The organism is Nocardioides zeicaulis, assembly GCF_042432345.1.
GTDB lineage: Bacteria > Actinomycetota > Actinomycetes > Propionibacteriales > Nocardioidaceae > Nocardioides > Nocardioides zeicaulis.
Genome location: NZ_JBHLXH010000003.1, coordinates 208063 through 223902 on the forward strand (window position 1 = coordinate 208063; position 15840 = coordinate 223902).

A 15840-nucleotide genomic window follows, 5' to 3' on the forward strand; every position below is an offset into this window, starting at 1 on the left:
CGGTCCGGGGACCGTCCCCGCTCCCAGGGGTGAGTCCGGGCTGAGAAGACCCTGAGAGTTCTTCTTTCTCGGAATTCCGGGTACTCCCTGGACGTCGAGAGAGATGAAGGCACCGGCAATCGGCGGGGAATCCCGCGACGAACACAGGTGTTGGACAAGGCGTGCGGCACCGGGGTGCTCGCACTTGAAGCAGGAGGACGAGATGAGCACTGCACAGGCCAACCGCACCACAAGCACGACCCGTGAGATCGAGGGCCGCGACAGCGTCGGCCTCTACCTCGACGAGATCGCGCGCACCCCGCTCCTCGACGCCGAGACGGAGGTCGAGCTGTCCAAGACGATCGAGGCCGGCCTGATGGCCCAGCACCTCCTCGACTCCGGCCGCGTCGGCCGTCGCAAGGGCGGGGCCCCGATGAGCGCCAGCGAGGAGGAGCTCGAGTGGCTCGCCGAGCAGGGCCGCCTCGCGGTCGACCGCTTCATCGAGGCCAACCTGCGCCTGGTCGTCTCGATCGCCCGCAAGTACGGCCGTTCGCAGATGCCGATGCTCGACCTGATCCAGGAGGGCAACACCGGCCTGATCCGCGCGGTCGAGAAGTTCGACTACACCAAGGGCTACAAGTTCTCCACCTACGCCACCTGGTGGGTGCGCCAGGCCATCACGCGCGGCATCGCGCAGCAGGCCCGCGTCGTCCGGCTCCCCGTCCACGTCGTCGAGGAGCTCAACCAGGTCGGCAGCGCCCGCCGCACGCTCGAGCGCCAGCTCGGCCGCGACCCCGAGCCGCACGAGATCGCCACCGAGCTGGGCATGGACCTCGACCGGGTGCTCGACCTGATGAGCTGGGGTCGCGACCACGTCTCGCTGGACACGCCCGTCGACGAGGACGGCGACACCTCCCTCGGCGACCTCATGGCGCAGGAGACCGCGCCCGGTCCGGACCTCAACGTCCTGGATGCGGAGGCCCGCCAGCGGCTCGAGGACCTCGTCGGGATCCTCGACGAGCGCTCGGCCGACATCGTCCGGGCCCGCTACGGCCTGGCCGACGGACGCCAGCACAAGCTCGCCGACATCGGTGCCCGTCACGGCATCTCCGCCGAGCGGGTCCGCCAGCTCGAGCGCGAGGCGCTGCAGAAGCTCCGCCGCGCCGGCGACCCCGACCTCGCGGCCTGACGCCTGGTCAGTACGCCGCGGACAGCAGGTCCGCGCTCGCGGCCCGTGCCCTCTCGACCACGTCGGGGGGCACGGGCCGCTGTGCTGCCAGGCGCGCCTGCCACATCTGCAGGGCCACCACCCGCGCGGCTGCCTCCTCGACCCGGTCGCGCGAGACCTCGCCCGAGCGCAGCGCGTCGACGATGACCTGGTGCGTGGCGGCGTTGTCGACCGGCATCAGCAGCAGGTCGGCGCCCGCCTCGAGGGCCTGGAGCGCCGGGGTGGGCCGGCCCGCGACGGCGCCCATGCCGAGCGAGTCGGTGATCGTGACGCCCTCGAACCCCAGGTCGTCGCGCAGGAGCGAGTAGACCTCGGGCGCCATGCTCGCCGGGACGTCGGGCGCGATGGACGTGAGGTCGAGGTGGCTCATCATCACCGCGGGCGCGTGGTGCTTGATCGCCGACTCGAACGGCGGCAGGTCGTGCTCGCGCATCTCCTCCAGCGTGGAGTCCACGACGGGCAGCGTGTCGTGGCTGTCGGTCGTCGCCGTGCCGTGGCCGGGGAAGTGCTTGACGGTCGAGACGATGCCGGCGTCGTCGTAGCCCTTGATGGCCGCGCCCACCGCCTGCGACGCGACCTTCGGGTCCTCCGAGGGCGACCTCGCGCCGATGGTGGGGTCGGCGGCGCCGATCGTCACGTCGGCCACCGGGGCGAAGACCCAGGTGAAGCCGAGGTCGCGGAGCTCGAGGCCGGTCGCGACGGCTGCGGCGCGGGTCACCCGGCGTCCGAGTCGCGCGTCGCCCTGCACGGCGAGGCCGGCGGACTGGAAGTGGGGGAAGTCGGTGGCGATCCCGCGCAGGTGGGAGACGTAGCCGCCCTCCTGGTCGACGCCGATGACCGGCGGGAACGGGCGGCCGTCGGACCGCGCAGCCCGGGTGATGGCCGACGTCATGGCGAGCACCTGGTCGCGGTCGGTCACGTTGTCGGCGGTGATCGAGACACCGGCGAGGTGCAGGTCGCGCACCATCTGGGCCGGTACCTCGGGGTCGTAGCCGTGGAAGCGCCCGACGATGACCTGACCGGCCAGCCGGTCGTCGGACCAGCTGCTCACCAGCTCTTGGGCCTGCTCGAGCTCGCCGACCGTCGGGCCCCACGACGTGGGGGTGTCGGGGTCGACGGCGGGCGACGCGGAGGGCTCCGGGGACGACGTCGCGGAGGCGGACGGGGAGGACGTCGAGGAGGACGTCGAGGCCCGTTCGCCGCCGTCGGCGCCCAGGCTCGCGCAGCCGCTGACGAGCAGCAGTCCCGTCGCGATCGCGGCCAGGCGGGGTCGGATCGAGAGCACCCCGGGAGGTTACCGGCCGCACCCTGAACGCGCGGAAACGTCAGGCGCGCGCAACCAGCTCGGCGAGCACCCGCTCGACGGCGGCGCGCAGCTCCTCGCGGGACCCGGTGTTGTCGAGCACGTGGGTGGCGATGGCGATCCGGTCGGCCCGGCCGGCCTGGGCGGCGATCCGGGCCTCCGCCTGCTCGCGGGTCCAGCCCCGGTCGCGCACCATCCGCTCGACCTGGACCTCGGTCGGCACGTCGACGACGAGCACGGCGTCGAAGGAGTCGGCGCGGCCGCCCTCGGCCAGCAGAGGGATGTCGTGGACCACCACGGCGTCCTCGGGGGCCGCCGCCTCGAGCTCGGCGGCGCGGGCGTGGACGAGCGGGTGGACGATCGCCTCCAGGCGTCGACGGGCGTCGGGGTCGGCGAAGACCAGCGCCCCGACCGCGGCGCGGTCGAGGTCGCCCTCGGGCGTCAGGACGTCGTCCCCCAGCTCCTCGACGACCGCCGCGAGGCCGGGCGTGCCCCGCTCGACCACCTCCCGGGCGAGCAGGTCGGCGTCGACGACCACCGCGCCCAGCTCGGCGAGGATGGCCGACACGGTGCTCTTGCCCGAGGCGATGCCTCCGGTCAGGCCGACCCGCAGGGTCATCTGTCCTCCCCCACGACGACGGTCAGGATGTCGTGGAGCGTACGACGTTGCGCGGCGCTGAGCACGTCGAGCACGCCCTCGGAGGCGGCCCGCCGTACGTCGTCGACCTGGGCGACGAGGTCGCGACCCTCGTCGGTGAGGGTCAGCACCGTCGCCCGGCGGTCGGTGGGGTCGGGCGTGCGGGCGACCCAGCCCCGGTCCTCCAGCGCGTCGGCGACCTCGGTGGCGGACCGGGGTGCGATGTGCAGCTCGTCGGCGAGCACCGAGGGCCGCATGCCGCCCTCCCGCGAGGCGAGCACCCGCAGCGCGCGCGACTGCGACGGCGTCACCTGCCACTGCGCCAGCGCCTCGAGGTGGGCGCGGCGGATCCGGCGGGCGACGGCCATCACGAGGTCGCCGGTCTGGGTCCGGTCGGGGTCGGGCTCCACGGAATACATCCTGTCGCAGTGGCGTTGTTGCCTCACAGTGAGGTTACCTCACCTTCCCGGAACCAGAGAGGAGCCGGCCGCGTGGCAGACCACCGACGCTCCACCCCCGTCCACCCCACCACCACCCCCTTCAGCTCCCCCTCCGCGACCCCGCCGGGCGAGCGCGACGGCAGCCGTGGTCCGCGCGGCTCGCGTGGCGGGCGCCCCGATCCCGCCGACGTCCGGCAGCTCGAGCTCTCCCCCGTCCCGCTGCGCCGCATCGCCCGCCTCTTCGCCCCCCACCGGGCCGCGCTCGCCGTCGTGGTCGCGCTGATCGTGCTGAGCTCCGCCGTGGGCCTGGCGCAGCCGTTCCTGGTCCGCCACGTGATCGACGACGCCCTGCCCCGACAGGACGTGCGGCTGCTCCTGCTCCTGGTCGGCGCGATGCTCGGCGTGGCGGCCGCGACCGCCGTCATCGGCGTCGTCCAGACCTGGCTGTCCACGTCGGTCGGCCAGCGCGTGATGCACCGCCTGCGCAGCGACCTCTTCGCCCACCTCCAGCAGCAGTCCCTCGGGTTCTTCACCCGCACCCGCGGCGGCGAGGTGCAGTCGCGCCTGGTCAACGACATCGGCGGCATGCAGGGCGTCGTCACCCAGACCGCGACCTCCGTCGCGGCGAACCTCACCGTCGTGGTCGGCACCGCCGTCGCGATGGTCGCCCTGAGCTGGCGGCTCGCGCTGATCTCGCTCGTGGTGCTCCCGCCGGCGGTGCTGCTGACCCGCCAGGTCGCCCGGATGCGTCACCGCGTCACCGGGGAGCGTCAGCGGCGCCTCGCCGACCTGCACGTCCAGATCGAGGAGGGCCTCTCGGTCAGCGGCGTGCTCCTCACCAAGACCCTCGGTGCCGGACCGCGCCTCGCCGCCCGCTTCGAGGAGACCTCCTCCGACCTCGTCGGTCTCGAGATCCGCTCGCGCCTCGCCGGCCGCTGGCGGATGGCCACGATGAACATCGTCTTCGCCGCCGTCCCGGCCGCGATCTACCTGGCCGCCGGGTTCCCGGCCACGTCGGGCGGGATGACCATCGGCACGCTGGTGGCTTTCATCGCCCTGCAGGGCGGCCTGTTCCGCCCGCTCATGGGCCTGCTCAACGTGGGGGTCGACCTCACCGCGTCGATGGCGCTGTTCAGCCGCATCTTCGAGTACGCCGACCTCCCGGTCGAGATCGCGCAGCCGGCCTCCCCCGTCCGGCTGCCGCGCTCCGCGGCGCGCGGCGAGGTGCGGTTCGACCACGTCGGGTTCGCCTACGACCCCGACCGGCCCGTCCTGGCCGACGTCGACCTCCACGTCCCCGCCGGCACCAGCCTGGCGCTGGTCGGCGCGACCGGCAGCGGCAAGTCCACCCTGGCCTCGCTCGTCGCGCGGCTCCACGACGTCACCGAGGGCCGCGTCACGCTCGACGGCGTCGACGTGCGCGACCTGGCCACCGCCGACCTGGCCGAGCTCGTCGGGGTGGTCACCCAGGAGACCTACCTCCTGCACGCCACGGTGCGCGAGAACCTCCGCCACGCCCGCCCGGACGCCAGCGACGCGGAGGTCGAGCAGGCGGCCCGCGACGCCCGGGTCCACGACCTCATCATGTCGCTGCCCGACGGCTACGACACGGTCGTCGGCTCCCGCGGTCACCGCTTCTCGGGCGGCGAGCAGCAGCGGATCGCGATCGCCCGCACGCTCCTGCGCGACCCGGCGGTCCTGGTCCTCGACGAGGCGACCAGCGCGCTCGACAACGAGACCGAGCGGTCGATCCTCGCCACCCTCGAGGAGCTCGCGCGCACCCGCACCACCATCACCATCGCGCACCGCCTCTCGACGGTCCGCGACGCCGACCAGATCGCCGTGCTGAGCCACGGGCGCGTGGTCGAGGTGGGGACCCACGAGGAGCTGCTGCTCCTGGGCGGGCGCTACGCCGACCTGGTCCGCAGCGGCCTCGGGACCGAGCCCGTCGCGGCGTGACGGCGCCGGGGCGGTGCCGCCGGGCCCGCCGGCCCCCGCCTAGGCGTCCTGGGTGCCCTGGGACGCCTTCTCCGCCGCAGCCAGCAGCACGCAGGTGGCGACCGCCTCCATCGCGCCGGTGACCTCCGCGACGGGCGGCATCGTGGGCGCCAGGCGGATGTTGGTGTCGTCGGGGTCCTGCTTGTAGGGGAACGACGACCCGGCGGGCGTCAGCGCGACCCCCGCCTCGCGGGCGAGCTCGACGACGCGGCTGGCGGTGCCGGGCACGACGTCGAGGTTCACGAAGTACCCGCCGGCGGGGGTGTTCCACGTCGCGACACCGCGTCCTCCGAGGCGCTCGGTCAGCACGCGGTCGACCTCGGCGAACTTCGGGGCGATGATCTCGCGGTGCTTGACCATGTGGTCGCGCACGCCCTGCGGGGTGCCGAAGAACTCGACGTGGCGCAGGTGGTTGACCTTGTCCGGGCCGATGGAGCCGTTGCCGAGGTGACGGAGGTACCACGCGACGTTGTCGGTCGAGGCGGCCAGGAACGCCACACCGGCGCCGGCGTAGGTGATCTTCGAGGTCGAGGCGAACATGATCGGGCGGTGCGGGTGGCCCGCGGCCGAGGCGAGCGTGAGCACGTCGGCGCTCTTGGCCTCGTCCTCGGTCAGGTGGTGCAGCGCGTAGGCGTTGTCCCAGAAGATCTTGAAGTCGGGCGCGGCGGTGGGCATGGACGTCAGCCGGGCGGCGACCTCCTGGGTCACCACGGCACCGGTCGGGTTGGCGTAGGTCGGCACGACCCACATGCCCTTGATGGTCGGGTCGTCGGCCACGAGCGCGGCGACGGCCTCGGCGTCGGGGCCGTCGTCGTCCATCGGCACGGTGAGCATCTCGATGCCGAGGCTCTCGAGCAGCGTGAAGTGGCGGTCGTAGCCCGGCACGGGGCACACGAAGCGCACCTTCTCCTCCTGGCCCCACGGCCGCTCGGAGTCCACGCCCCCGAAGAGCACGAGGTCGACGAGGCACTCGCGCATCATCGTCAGGCTGGAGCTGCCGCCGGCGACGAGCTGCTCGGGCTCGACCCAGAGCAGCTCGGCGAACATCTCGCGCAGCTCCTTCAGGCCCTCGAGCCCGCCGTAGTTGCGCACGTCGACGCCCGACGCCGACCTCGTCGTGCTGGGCAGCTGCAGGAGCCGGTCGGACAGGTCGAGCTGCTGGGCCGACGGCTTGCCGCGCGTGAGGTCGAGGCTCAGGCCCTTCGCCTTGAGCTCCTCGTAGGCGGCTTGCTGCTCGTGGAGCAGCGCGGCGAGGTCGTCGGCGGACAGGTCGGCCAGCGGGGTCGCGTTCACGCCCCCAAGGCTACCGATCACCGCGCCCGGGTCAGGCGGGTGTCTTGAAGCTGCGGCGGTACTCCTGCGGGCTCACGCCGCGCGAGCGGCCGAAGTGGTGTCGGAGGGTGGCGGCGTTGCCGAACCCGACCTCGCTGGCGACCCAGTCGATGGGGTGGTCGGTCTGCTCCAGCAGCTCCTGCGCGGCGCGGACCCGCTCCCCGAGGATCCAGGAGTACGGCGTCGTCCCGGTCTCCTCCTTGAAGCGGCGGGCGAACGTCCGCGCCGACATGTGCATCTGCCGCGCCAGGGTCTCGACGTCGAGCTCCTCGGCGAGGTGGGCGCTGATCCAGGCCAGCAACGGCGCCAGGGCCTCCGACTCGCAGACCGGCACGGGGCGCTCGATGAACTGCGCCTGCCCACCGTCGCGGTGCGGCGGCACGACCATCCGTCGTGCGGTGGTGGCGGCGACCTTCGCCCCGAACTGCTGGCGCATCACGTGGAGCGCGGCGTCCAGGGCGGCCGCGGAGCCCGCCCCGGTGACGACGTTGCCGTCCTGGACGTAGAGCACGTCGCGGTCGACGACGGCGCCGGGGTAGGCCTCGGCGAGCTCGGCGGCGTAGCGCCAGTGCGTGGTGCACCGGCGGCCGTCGAGCAGGCCGGCCTCGCCGAGCATGAACGTCGCCGAGCAGTGGGCGAAGATCAGTGCGCCGCGCTCGTGCGCGTCCCGCAGCAGCTCCGACACCGCTGGGTCTGACCCGCGGTGGTGGCTCTTGGGCGCAAGGCACAGCAGGTCGGCATCGGCCGCCGCCTCCAGCCCCAGGTCGACGACCAGGTCGAACCCGGCGCGCGTGCGCAGCCGGCCCGGGCGCGGGGTCACGACCCGGAAGTCGAACACCGGGTTGTCGTCCTCGGGGTGGTAGGGCTCGGACCACACCTCGCACAGCGCGCCGAGACCGAACGGCTCGGGCTGCTCCTGCACGACAACGGCGACCTTCTGCATGCTGCCACCCTGCTCGATCAGTGGCAGGAAGTCAACGCTCACTGTCATTGCTGCCACTGGTGGCAGCAATCCTGCGAGCGGAGAATTGCTGCCATGACCACCATCCTCGCCCTCCTCGTCCTCGCCGCCCTCGCTCCCCTGCTGGTCGGCTACGCCCGCCACGACCGGTTCGCCGGTCCCGGTGCCACCGCGCACCACCTCGACGACCTCGGCCCGGTCGACGAGCGCCACCACCTCGTCCCCCGCGGCTGACCCGCCCGCGGCTGACCCGCCCGCGGCTGACCCGCCAGCGGCCGCGCCACCACGCCCGGCACAATGCCGGCATGGCAGCCAGCAGCCCGACCGCGCGGAGGCCGGAGCTCGCGCCGGGGTCGCGGGTCGCCCTCCTGGTCCCGGGCACGCCGTCGTACGTCGACCTGGTGCTCGCCCTGCTCGCGGACGGGATCTTCCCGGTGCCGCTCGACCCGGCCCTCACCGCGGCCGAGCGGGAGCGGATCCTCGCGCCGATCCGGCCCGACCTGGTCGTCACCGAGCAGCACGACGTCGCCCACCTCCTGGCGGAGCGGGCCGACCGGGCGCGCGGGCTGCCCCGGGGACGGCCGATCCACTGCACCAGCGGCACCACCGGGACGCCGAAGGGCGTGTGGTCCGGACTCCTCGACGAGGTGTCCGCCGCGGCGCTCGTCGCCGAGGAGCGCGACCTCTGGGGGTTCCGCGACGACGACGTCAACCTCGTGCTCAGCCCGCTGCACCACTCCGCGCCGCTCCGCTTCGCGACCGGCACGCTCCTGGCCGGCGGCCGCATCGTCGTGCCGGGCCGCTTCGACCCCGTCCGGGTCACCGCAGCCATCGCGTCCGAGCGGCCCACGACGATGTTCTGCGTCCCCACGCACCTCCAGCGGCTGCTGGCGTACTGGGACGAGGCGGGGATGCCCGACCTGACGTCCTTCCGGCTGGTGGCCCACGCAGGTGCCCCGTGCCCGCCCGCCGTCAAGGAGCGGATCGTCGAGCTGTTCCCCGACGGGTCGACCTGGGAGTTCTACGGCTCCACCGAGGGCCAGTTCACCGCGTGCCGCTCCGAGGAGTGGCGGGCCCACCCGGGCACCGTGGGGCGGGCACGACCCGGTCGTGTGCTCAGCACCGACGAGGACGGCCGGATCTGGTGCGCGGTGCCCGAGCACGCCCGGTTCACCTACCTCGGCGCGCCCGAGCAGACCGCAGCGGCGTGGCGCGAGACCCCTGACGGGCCGGCGTTGACCGTCGGCGACGTGGGACGCCTCGACGCCGAGGGGTACCTCCACCTCGACGGCCGTCGTACCGACCTCATCATCACCGGCGGCGTCAACGTCTACCCGCTCGAGGTCGAGAACGCGCTGCGCGAGGTCAGCGGGGTCGACGACGTCGCTGTCCTCGGCCTGCCCGACGCCGACTGGGGTCAGCGCGTGGTCGCGGTCGTCGTCGGGGTCGCCGAGGAGGACGCGCTGCGCGCCCACGCGCGCGACGTGCTCGCCCCCGCCAAGCGACCGAAGGACTACCTCCGCGTCGACGAGCTGCCGCTGACCGCGACGGGCAAGGTGCGACGCGACCGCCTCGCCGAGCTGCTCGCGGGGTCCGTCACCGGCCAGGACCCGGGCAGCGTCGCGGCGGAGCAACGACCCTAGGCGTCCCACACCCCGCGCAGCTGCGCGACGAGGTCACGCGACTGCCGCAACCCGGCCTCCGCGGCCACCGCCCGCCGGGCGGGGTCGAGCAGGTTCTTGCCGAAGGCGGCCAGCGCCTCGGGGTCGGGCGTCACGACCGACCAGGCGCGCGGGCCGACCCGCTCCAGCTGCACGCGGATCGACGTCCGCCTGCTGAACGAACGGGGCAGGGGCGCCAGCACGACGACCCGCTCAGCGCCCGCCGCGACGTCGACGTTGGCGGTGGACCGCATGCCGCCGTCCATGTAGGTCCGGTCGTCGATGCCCACCGGGGGCCAGACCGTCGGCACCGCGCAGCTGGCCGCCACGGCCTCGACCAGGTCGACCCCGGAGTCGCGAGTGAAGACGGTGAACTCGCCGCTCACCGCGTCGACCGCCGTGACGCGCAGGTCGCGGTCGGGCCAGTCGTGCACGGGCAGCCGCGCGCGGATCACCGCCGCCCGGTCGATGCTCCCGGGTGCGTGGGCGGCGCGGGCCACGCGCCCGACCCGGGCCAGCTTCTGCCGGCCGCTGCCGGGCAGGACGTAGGGCGGCACCAGCTTGAGCGCGGCAATCCGCGACAGGCGCCCACCGAGCTCGGCGTCCGGGGGCTCCAGCTGCGCTGCGTAGAGGTCCTCCAGTGGCACGGCGCTGCCGAGCTGGGCGCCCACCACCGATCCCGCGGACGTGCCGACGACCATGTCGGCGTCGGTGAGGTCGACGCCCTCGCGCGCGAGGCCGGCGAGGATGCCGAGCTCCCACGCGATGCCGGTGATGCCCCCGCCGCCGAGGACCAGTGCTGAGGTGCCGCTGCCTGTCATGGGCCCAGTTGTAGCGGACCGGACCTGAGGCGCGGGGTGCGGCACGGAGCGGCCGGGAACGGCGACAGCCCGCCGGGTCTCCCCGGCGGGCTGTCGTGTCGTGCGTGTGCGGGTCAGGCGATCAGGCCTGGCCACCCGTCAGCTTCTCGCGGAGCGCCTGCAGCGCCTCGTCCGAGGCGAGCGAGCCACCGGTGTCGCCACCGGTCTCGGCCGCGGTGTCGCCACCGGAGGAGTACGAGGTGGCCTCGCCGGCCTCGACCTCGGCCTGCTTGGCCTCCTCCTGCTGCTTGACGTGCTGCTCCCAGCGGGCGTGCGCCTTGGCGTACTGGTCCTCCCAGACCGCACGCTGCTCCTCGAAGCCCTCGAGCCACTCGCCGGTCTCGGGGTCGAAGCCCTCGGGGTAGACGTAGTTGCCCTGCTCGTCGTAGGTGGCGGTCATGCCGTAGAGGGTCGGGTCGAACTCCTCCACGTCGGCGGCCGCAGCGGTCTCGTTGGCCTGCTTGAGCGACAGCGAGATCCGGCGACGCTCGAGGTCGATGTCGATGATCTTGACCATGACGTCGTCGTTGACCTGGACGACCTGCTCCGGGATCTCCACGTGGCGCTCGGCCAGCTCGGAGATGTGCACGAGGCCCTCGATGCCCTCCTCGACGCGGACGAACGAACCGAAGGGCACCAGCTTGGTGACCTTGCCCGGGACGATCTGGCCGATCTGGTGGGTGCGGGCGAAGTGCTGCCACGGGTCCTCCTGCGTCGCCTTCAGCGACAGGGAGACACGCTCGCGGTCCATGTCGACGTCGAGGACCTCGACGGTGACCTCGTCGCCCACGGCGACGACCTCGGACGGGTGGTCGATGTGCTTCCACGACAGCTCGGAGACGTGGACGAGGCCGTCGACGCCGCCGAGGTCCACGAACGCACCGAAGTTGACGATCGAGGAGACGACGCCCTTGCGGATCTGGCCCTTCTGGAGCTGGGTCAGGAAGCCGTGGCGGACCTCGGACTGGGTCTGCTCGAGCCAGGCGCGACGCGACAGGACCACGTTGTTGCGGTTCTTGTCGAGCTCGATGATCTTCGCCTCGAGCGTCTGGCCGACGTAGGGCTGCAGGTCGCGGACGCGACGCATCTCCACGAGCGAGGCCGGCAGGAAGCCGCGCAGGCCGATGTCGAGGATGAGGCCGCCCTTGACGACCTCGATGACGGTGCCCTCGACGACGCCGTCCTCCTCCTTGACCTGCTCGATGGTGCCCCAGGCGCGCTCGTACTGGGCGCGCTTCTTGGACAGGATCAGACGGCCTTCCTTGTCCTCCTTCTGGAGGACCAGGGCCTCGACCTTGTCGCCCACGGAAACGACCTCGTTGGGGTCGACGTCGTGCTTGATCGACAGCTCGCGCGAGGGGATGACGCCCTCGGTCTTGTAGCCGATGTCGAGGAGGACCTCGTCGCGGTCCACCTTCACGATGGTGCCGTCGACGATGTCGCCGTCGTTGAAGTACTTGATGGTCGCGTCGATCGCCGCGAGGAAGTCCTCTTCGGACCCGATGTCGTTGACAGCCACCTGCGGGGCGTCGTAGTCCGGAAGAGTGGAGAGGGTGCTCGTCATGTGGAAGGAGGTTCCTTGGATGGATGGAGTCGTGCGGACGCACGCAGTCGTCTGTTTCACTGGTCCTCTCGACCACGGGTGGTCGTGGGGGACGCGGCGAGCCCCCGATCCGCTCGGTACGGGAACAGGGCGGACGACTGGCGCAACTCCCAAGCCTACGCGTGCGCGCGTGCCGTCGTCCAACCGGGCGGCCGCCGCCCGTCCACGCTCGCATCCACGCTCAGGCGCCCTCGGGCCACGCGTGGAGGTCGCCGCTCGCGGCGACCGCGCGGAGCAGCACCTCCGCCCGGTCCGCGACGGGGTTCTGACCGGCGCGGGCGGCGAGGTCGACGAGGGACCAGAGGTCGGCCGCGCGGGCCCCGTCGAGGACCTCGGCCGGGTCCCCGCCACGCAGGGCGGTCCACCCCTCGAGGACCCCGTCGACCCAGGGCTGCGACCGGTCGAGACGCACCAGGTTGCCGAGGTCGGTCCACGGGTGCCCGGCATGGGCGAACTCCCAGTCCACCACGCCCACGACGCGCGCCTCCGCGGCGTCGACGAGGACGTTCTTGGGGTTGAGGTCCCCGTGCACGAGGCAGGCCCGACCCGTCGCGTCGAGCAGGTCCTGCGCCCGGTCCGCGACCTCCCGCAGCCTCGCGAGGTCCGGCTCGGGCCAGTGCGCGAGGCGGCTCGCGACCCACTGCTCCAGGTCGTCGCCGGGCAGGGCGGTGAGCGCCAGGGTCGAGTCGGCGAACGCGCCGGGGCGCAGGAACGGCATGCCGGCCAGCGTGCCGGCGACGTGCCCGAGCGCCACGCCGAGCGCCCGGCGTCGGCCGTCGTCGACCGGTCGGGCCAGCACGAGGTCGCCCCGCTCCCCCGTCAGCCAGCTGGTGACCAGCAGGCCCGGCTCGTCGGAGGTCGCCCGCGGCCGGCGCAGCTCGAGCACGTCCGGCACCGGCACCAGCCCGCGGACCAGGCGAAGCACCGCCTCGTCCACCTCCGGGGCCTGCTCGCCGCGCGGGTCGCCGGGCGGGTAGACCCGCACGACCGTGCGCTCCCCCGCCACGTCGGAGACGAAGGTGCGCCCGGAGTGCCCGCCCGGCAACGGCGCCAGCAGGTCTCCGAGGTCGCTCACGCCCGCATGGTGGCACGACCACCCGACGGAGGACGCCGCCACCGCCACCTCTTCGACGTCGTGCGTTACCTCCCTGGGTCTCGCTCGTTGCTCCGGTGAGTTCTTTGCCACAGTCCCGTGGATCTGACGTGGATCACGGGGCGCTCACCACAGGGGGAACCGAAGATGCACCTACGCACACCACGACGGTCGTCCGCGGCAGGGGTCGTCCTGGCCGTCGTCGCACCGGCCGCGCTCGTCACGCTCACGCAGGCGCCAGCCGCGGCCGCTCCGCTGCCGACGACCTACTCCGCGTCGGCCCACGGCGACATCGTCGACCTCGACGCCCGGGTCCTCGGAGGCACGCTCGCGGGGGCGGTGATCGGGCACAGCCGGAGCGCGGTGACGAGCACCGGGACGACGGGGGCGAGCGATGCCTCGTCGTCCAACCTCGACGCCTCGCTCCTGCTCGGGGGCGTCCCGGTCCGGCCAGACCGCGAGTCCGTGACCGCGCCGCCGACGTCGGACCCGCCCCGTCGCGACCTCCTCGACCTCCCGCTCGATCCCGTCGCCGACGTCGGCCTCCTGAGGGGCGACGTCCGGGCCGCCTGGGCCGGCAACGACGCCTGCGTGCCGCTCGGCGCGGGCGGCGAACGCGTCCTGTCCGACGCGCTCACCACGCTGTCCGGCGTGCGGCTGGCCTCGCTCCCCGAGCCGATCGGCACGCTCGCCGACGTCACGGCCTCGCAGACCCGCACCCGCACGGCGCTGGTCGACCGCGGCGCGAGCTCCGACGTCGTCGCCCGCACCACCACCACGGTCGGCGACATCGACCTCCTCGGCGGGCGGGTCAACGTCCACGTGACCGACCCCGTCGTGCTGCAGGCGCGCTCCGACGGCACCACCGGCACCTCCGGGTTCGTCAGCCCGCCCACCGTCACCGCCACCGTCGGCGGCAGCACCGTCGGCATCCCGCTCGACGGCCGGCCGCAGTCCCTCGACCTCGGGGCGCTCGACGCACTCGTCGACCTGTCGGTGACGGCCTTCACCCCGACGGACACCTCGACCGGCGCCACCGGCCGGGGCAGCCTCGACGCGCTCCTCCGCATCGACCTCGAGGTGCTCAGCCTCGTCCCCGGCGGCGCCACCACCGAGGTCTCCCTCGCCGTGGCGCCGATGGCGGCCGAGGCCACGGCCCCCAGCGGGGGCGTCGCGTGCAACGCCGCCGACACCACGGCTCCCGCCGCACCCGAGATCACCGCACCGCCGACCGGTTCGGTCACCTCCGACGCCACGCCGCCGTTCGGCGGCACGGCCGAGCCCGGCGCGACCGTCGTCGTGCGCGACGCGGCGGGCAACGAGGTGTGCACCGGGCAGGCCGACGCGGCCGGCGACTGGGGCTGCACCCCCGCCGGCCCGCTGCCCGAGGGCGAGCACCCCTACTCCGCCACCGCGAGCGACGCGGCGGGCAACACCTCCCCGCCGGGATCGACCACCTTCACGGTCGACACGACCGGCCCCGGGGTCACGGTCTTCACGCCCGCCGACGGTGCGAGCACGACCGACCTGACCCCGGCGGTCACCGGCACCAGCGAGGCCGGCGCCGCCGTCACCGTGCGCGAGGGCGGCCGCACCGTCTGCACCACCACCGCCGGCCCCGACGGCTCCTGGTCCTGCACGCCCACCGTGCCACTCCTGCTCGGGCCGCACACCCTCACCGCGACCGCGGAGGACGTCGCCGGCAACACCTCGACCGCCTCGACCACCTTCACCGTGGTGGTCGTCAGCCCCGGTGACCCCGCAGCACCGGACGCACCCGAGATCACCGCTCCCGCGGACGGTGCGGCCGACCAGGACCCCACCCCGCGGGTCGCCGGGACCGGCGAGGCAGGGGCCACCGTCACCGTGCGCGACGGCGGCACCGTCCTGTGCACCGCCGTCGTGGCCGCCGACGGCACGTGGGCCTGCACGTCGGCGGTCGCGCTGCCGGTCGGGCCGCACGAGCTCGCCGCGACGCAGACCGACGCCTCCGGCAACACCAGCGACGCCGACACGGTGACCTACACCGTCCTCGCGCCCGCCCCGGAGACGGGGCCGACCCCCGGTCCCACGCCCGGCCCGACCCCCGTCCCCGGCGACGCCGACGGCGACGGCCTGACCGACGGCCAGGAGGGAGGGCTCGGCACCGACCCGCTGGACGCCGACACCGACGGCGACGGGCTGTCCGACGGCACCGAGGTCACCACCCACCACACCGACCCGCTGGCCGCCGACACCGACGGCGACGGGCTCACCGACGGTCGTGAGGTGCAGGGCATCAGGATCCGCGAGAGGTTCCAGGTCTGCGGGCGCAAGGTGCGCACGTCCCTCACCGTCCGGACCGACCCGCTGCGCTCGGACACCGACCGCGACGGGCTCACCGACGGCCTCGAGGTCAAGGGCTACCGGATCGAGCAGCGAGTCGTGCTGAAGCACGGCAGGACGCTGGTGATCGGCAGGACCCGCACCGACCCGCGCCGCAAGGACACCGACCGCGACGGACTGACGGACAAGGTGGAGAAGTCCGGCCGGGCCAACAGGCTCTTCGGCCGGGCCAAGACCGACCCGAGCACGTGCGACACCGACCGGGGTGGCGTCTCCGACGGCCGGGAGGTGCGGCTCGGGTCCAACCCCGCGGACGTGCGCTCGGTCCCGCGTCGTCCCCACGTGCACGGCCACCGCCTGCCGCCCGCCGCGGGCTGAGCGGCACACGGTGGGGCACCGGGCGTCGTGGCCCGGTGCCCC

General features: G+C 73.8%; 13 protein-coding genes. 5 read left to right on the forward strand and 8 right to left on the reverse strand.

All coding sequences use genetic code 11. The features are described from left to right. Positions 1–202: 202 nt before the first annotated feature. Positions 203–1168, forward strand: coding sequence for a sigma-70 family RNA polymerase sigma factor (locus ACFFJG_RS19925; protein WP_378520545.1), 966 nt, complete (start codon positions 203–205; stop codon positions 1166–1168). A gap of 7 nt (positions 1169–1175) precedes the next feature. Here the strand turns inward: ACFFJG_RS19925 and ACFFJG_RS19930 are convergent, their stop codons facing one another. From ACFFJG_RS19930 to ACFFJG_RS19940, 3 genes are read right to left on the reverse strand one after another with little or no spacing between them, the layout of a single operon-like run. Then, on the reverse strand, positions 1176–2492 hold the full coding sequence (locus ACFFJG_RS19930) for a glycoside hydrolase family 3 protein (protein ID WP_378520546.1): 1317 nt from the start codon (positions 2490–2492) through the stop codon (positions 1176–1178). A gap of 40 nt (positions 2493–2532) precedes the next feature. Then, entirely contained in the window at positions 2533–3129 is a 597-nt protein-coding gene (gene coaE, locus ACFFJG_RS19935; RefSeq protein ID WP_378520547.1) for a dephospho-CoA kinase, read from the reverse strand. Continuing rightward, the gene (locus ACFFJG_RS19940; protein WP_378520548.1) at positions 3126–3557 is read right to left on the reverse strand and encodes a MarR family winged helix-turn-helix transcriptional regulator; all 432 of its coding nucleotides are present in this window, start codon (positions 3555–3557) and stop codon (positions 3126–3128) included. The genes coaE and ACFFJG_RS19940 overlap by 4 nt, the downstream gene beginning before the upstream one ends. An 81-nt stretch (positions 3558–3638) precedes the next feature. On the opposite strand from ACFFJG_RS19940, the gene ACFFJG_RS19945 reads away from it, so the two are divergent. After that, on the forward strand, positions 3639–5546 hold the full coding sequence (locus ACFFJG_RS19945) for an ABC transporter ATP-binding protein (RefSeq protein WP_378520549.1): 1908 nt from the start codon (positions 3639–3641) through the stop codon (positions 5544–5546). 39 nt (positions 5547–5585) lie between these two features. Here ACFFJG_RS19945 and ACFFJG_RS19950 read toward each other — a convergent pair whose 3' ends face one another. Together ACFFJG_RS19950 and ACFFJG_RS19955 are read right to left on the reverse strand one after the other, a co-directional pair. Next, on the reverse strand, positions 5586–6878 hold the full coding sequence (locus ACFFJG_RS19950; RefSeq protein WP_378520550.1) for an aspartate aminotransferase type Ic: 1293 nt from the start codon (positions 6876–6878) through the stop codon (positions 5586–5588). Between the two features lie 31 nt (positions 6879–6909). Then, the gene (locus tag ACFFJG_RS19955) at positions 6910–7860 is read right to left on the reverse strand and encodes a GlxA family transcriptional regulator (RefSeq protein WP_378520551.1); all 951 of its coding nucleotides are present in this window, start codon (positions 7858–7860) and stop codon (positions 6910–6912) included. A gap of 93 nt (positions 7861–7953) precedes the next feature. Here ACFFJG_RS19955 and ACFFJG_RS19960 point away from each other — a divergent pair, with 93 nt between their 5' ends. Together ACFFJG_RS19960 and ACFFJG_RS19965 are read left to right on the forward strand one after the other, a co-directional pair. Further along, positions 7954–8112 carry a hypothetical protein gene (locus ACFFJG_RS19960; RefSeq protein WP_378520552.1) on the forward strand — a complete coding sequence of 53 codons (159 nt, stop codon included), beginning with the start codon at positions 7954–7956 and terminating at the stop codon, positions 8110–8112. Positions 8113–8183: 71 nt separating this feature from the next. Next, entirely contained in the window at positions 8184–9521 is a 1338-nt protein-coding gene (locus tag ACFFJG_RS19965) for a class I adenylate-forming enzyme family protein (RefSeq protein ID WP_378520553.1), read from the forward strand. Here the strand turns inward: ACFFJG_RS19965 and ACFFJG_RS19970 are convergent. The 3 genes from ACFFJG_RS19970 to ACFFJG_RS19980 form a co-directional block, all read right to left on the reverse strand. Continuing rightward, positions 9518–10360, reverse strand: coding sequence for a patatin-like phospholipase family protein (locus tag ACFFJG_RS19970; RefSeq protein ID WP_378520554.1), 843 nt, complete (start codon positions 10358–10360; stop codon positions 9518–9520). The genes ACFFJG_RS19965 and ACFFJG_RS19970 overlap by 4 nt on opposite strands. Before the next feature lie 121 nt (positions 10361–10481). Continuing rightward, positions 10482–11963, reverse strand: a complete 1482-nt coding sequence (gene rpsA / locus ACFFJG_RS19975; RefSeq protein WP_378520555.1) for a 30S ribosomal protein S1 — start codon at positions 11961–11963, stop codon at positions 10482–10484. Between the two features lie 220 nt (positions 11964–12183). Continuing rightward, positions 12184–13077, reverse strand: coding sequence for a phosphotransferase family protein (locus ACFFJG_RS19980; protein WP_378520556.1), 894 nt, complete (start codon positions 13075–13077; stop codon positions 12184–12186). Between the two features lie 165 nt (positions 13078–13242). Here ACFFJG_RS19980 and ACFFJG_RS19985 point away from each other — a divergent pair, with 165 nt between their 5' ends. Beyond that, entirely contained in the window at positions 13243–15798 is a 2556-nt protein-coding gene (locus ACFFJG_RS19985) for an Ig-like domain-containing protein (protein ID WP_378520557.1), read from the forward strand. Positions 15799–15840 lie beyond the last annotated feature (42 nt).

Excerpts from the sequence above, each read along its gene's own strand:
- ACFFJG_RS19925 (WP_378520545.1), top strand. The coding sequence starts at position 203 with ATGAGCACTGCACAGGCCAACCGCACCACAAGCACGACCCGTGAGATC.
- coaE (WP_378520547.1), bottom strand. The coding sequence starts at position 3,129 with ATGACCCTGCGGGTCGGCCTGACCGGAGGCATCGCCTCGGGCAAGAGC.
- ACFFJG_RS19955 (WP_378520551.1), bottom strand. The coding sequence starts at position 7,860 with ATGCAGAAGGTCGCCGTTGTCGTGCAGGAGCAGCCCGAGCCGTTCGGT.
- ACFFJG_RS19960 (WP_378520552.1), top strand. The coding sequence starts at position 7,954 with ATGACCACCATCCTCGCCCTCCTCGTCCTCGCCGCCCTCGCTCCCCTG.
- ACFFJG_RS19965 (WP_378520553.1), top strand. The coding sequence starts at position 8,184 with ATGGCAGCCAGCAGCCCGACCGCGCGGAGGCCGGAGCTCGCGCCGGGG.
- ACFFJG_RS19970 (WP_378520554.1), bottom strand. The coding sequence starts at position 10,360 with ATGACAGGCAGCGGCACCTCAGCACTGGTCCTCGGCGGCGGGGGCATC.
- rpsA (WP_378520555.1), bottom strand. The coding sequence starts at position 11,963 with ATGACGAGCACCCTCTCCACTCTTCCGGACTACGACGCCCCGCAGGTG.
- ACFFJG_RS19985 (WP_378520557.1), top strand. The coding sequence starts at position 13,243 with ATGCACCTACGCACACCACGACGGTCGTCCGCGGCAGGGGTCGTCCTG.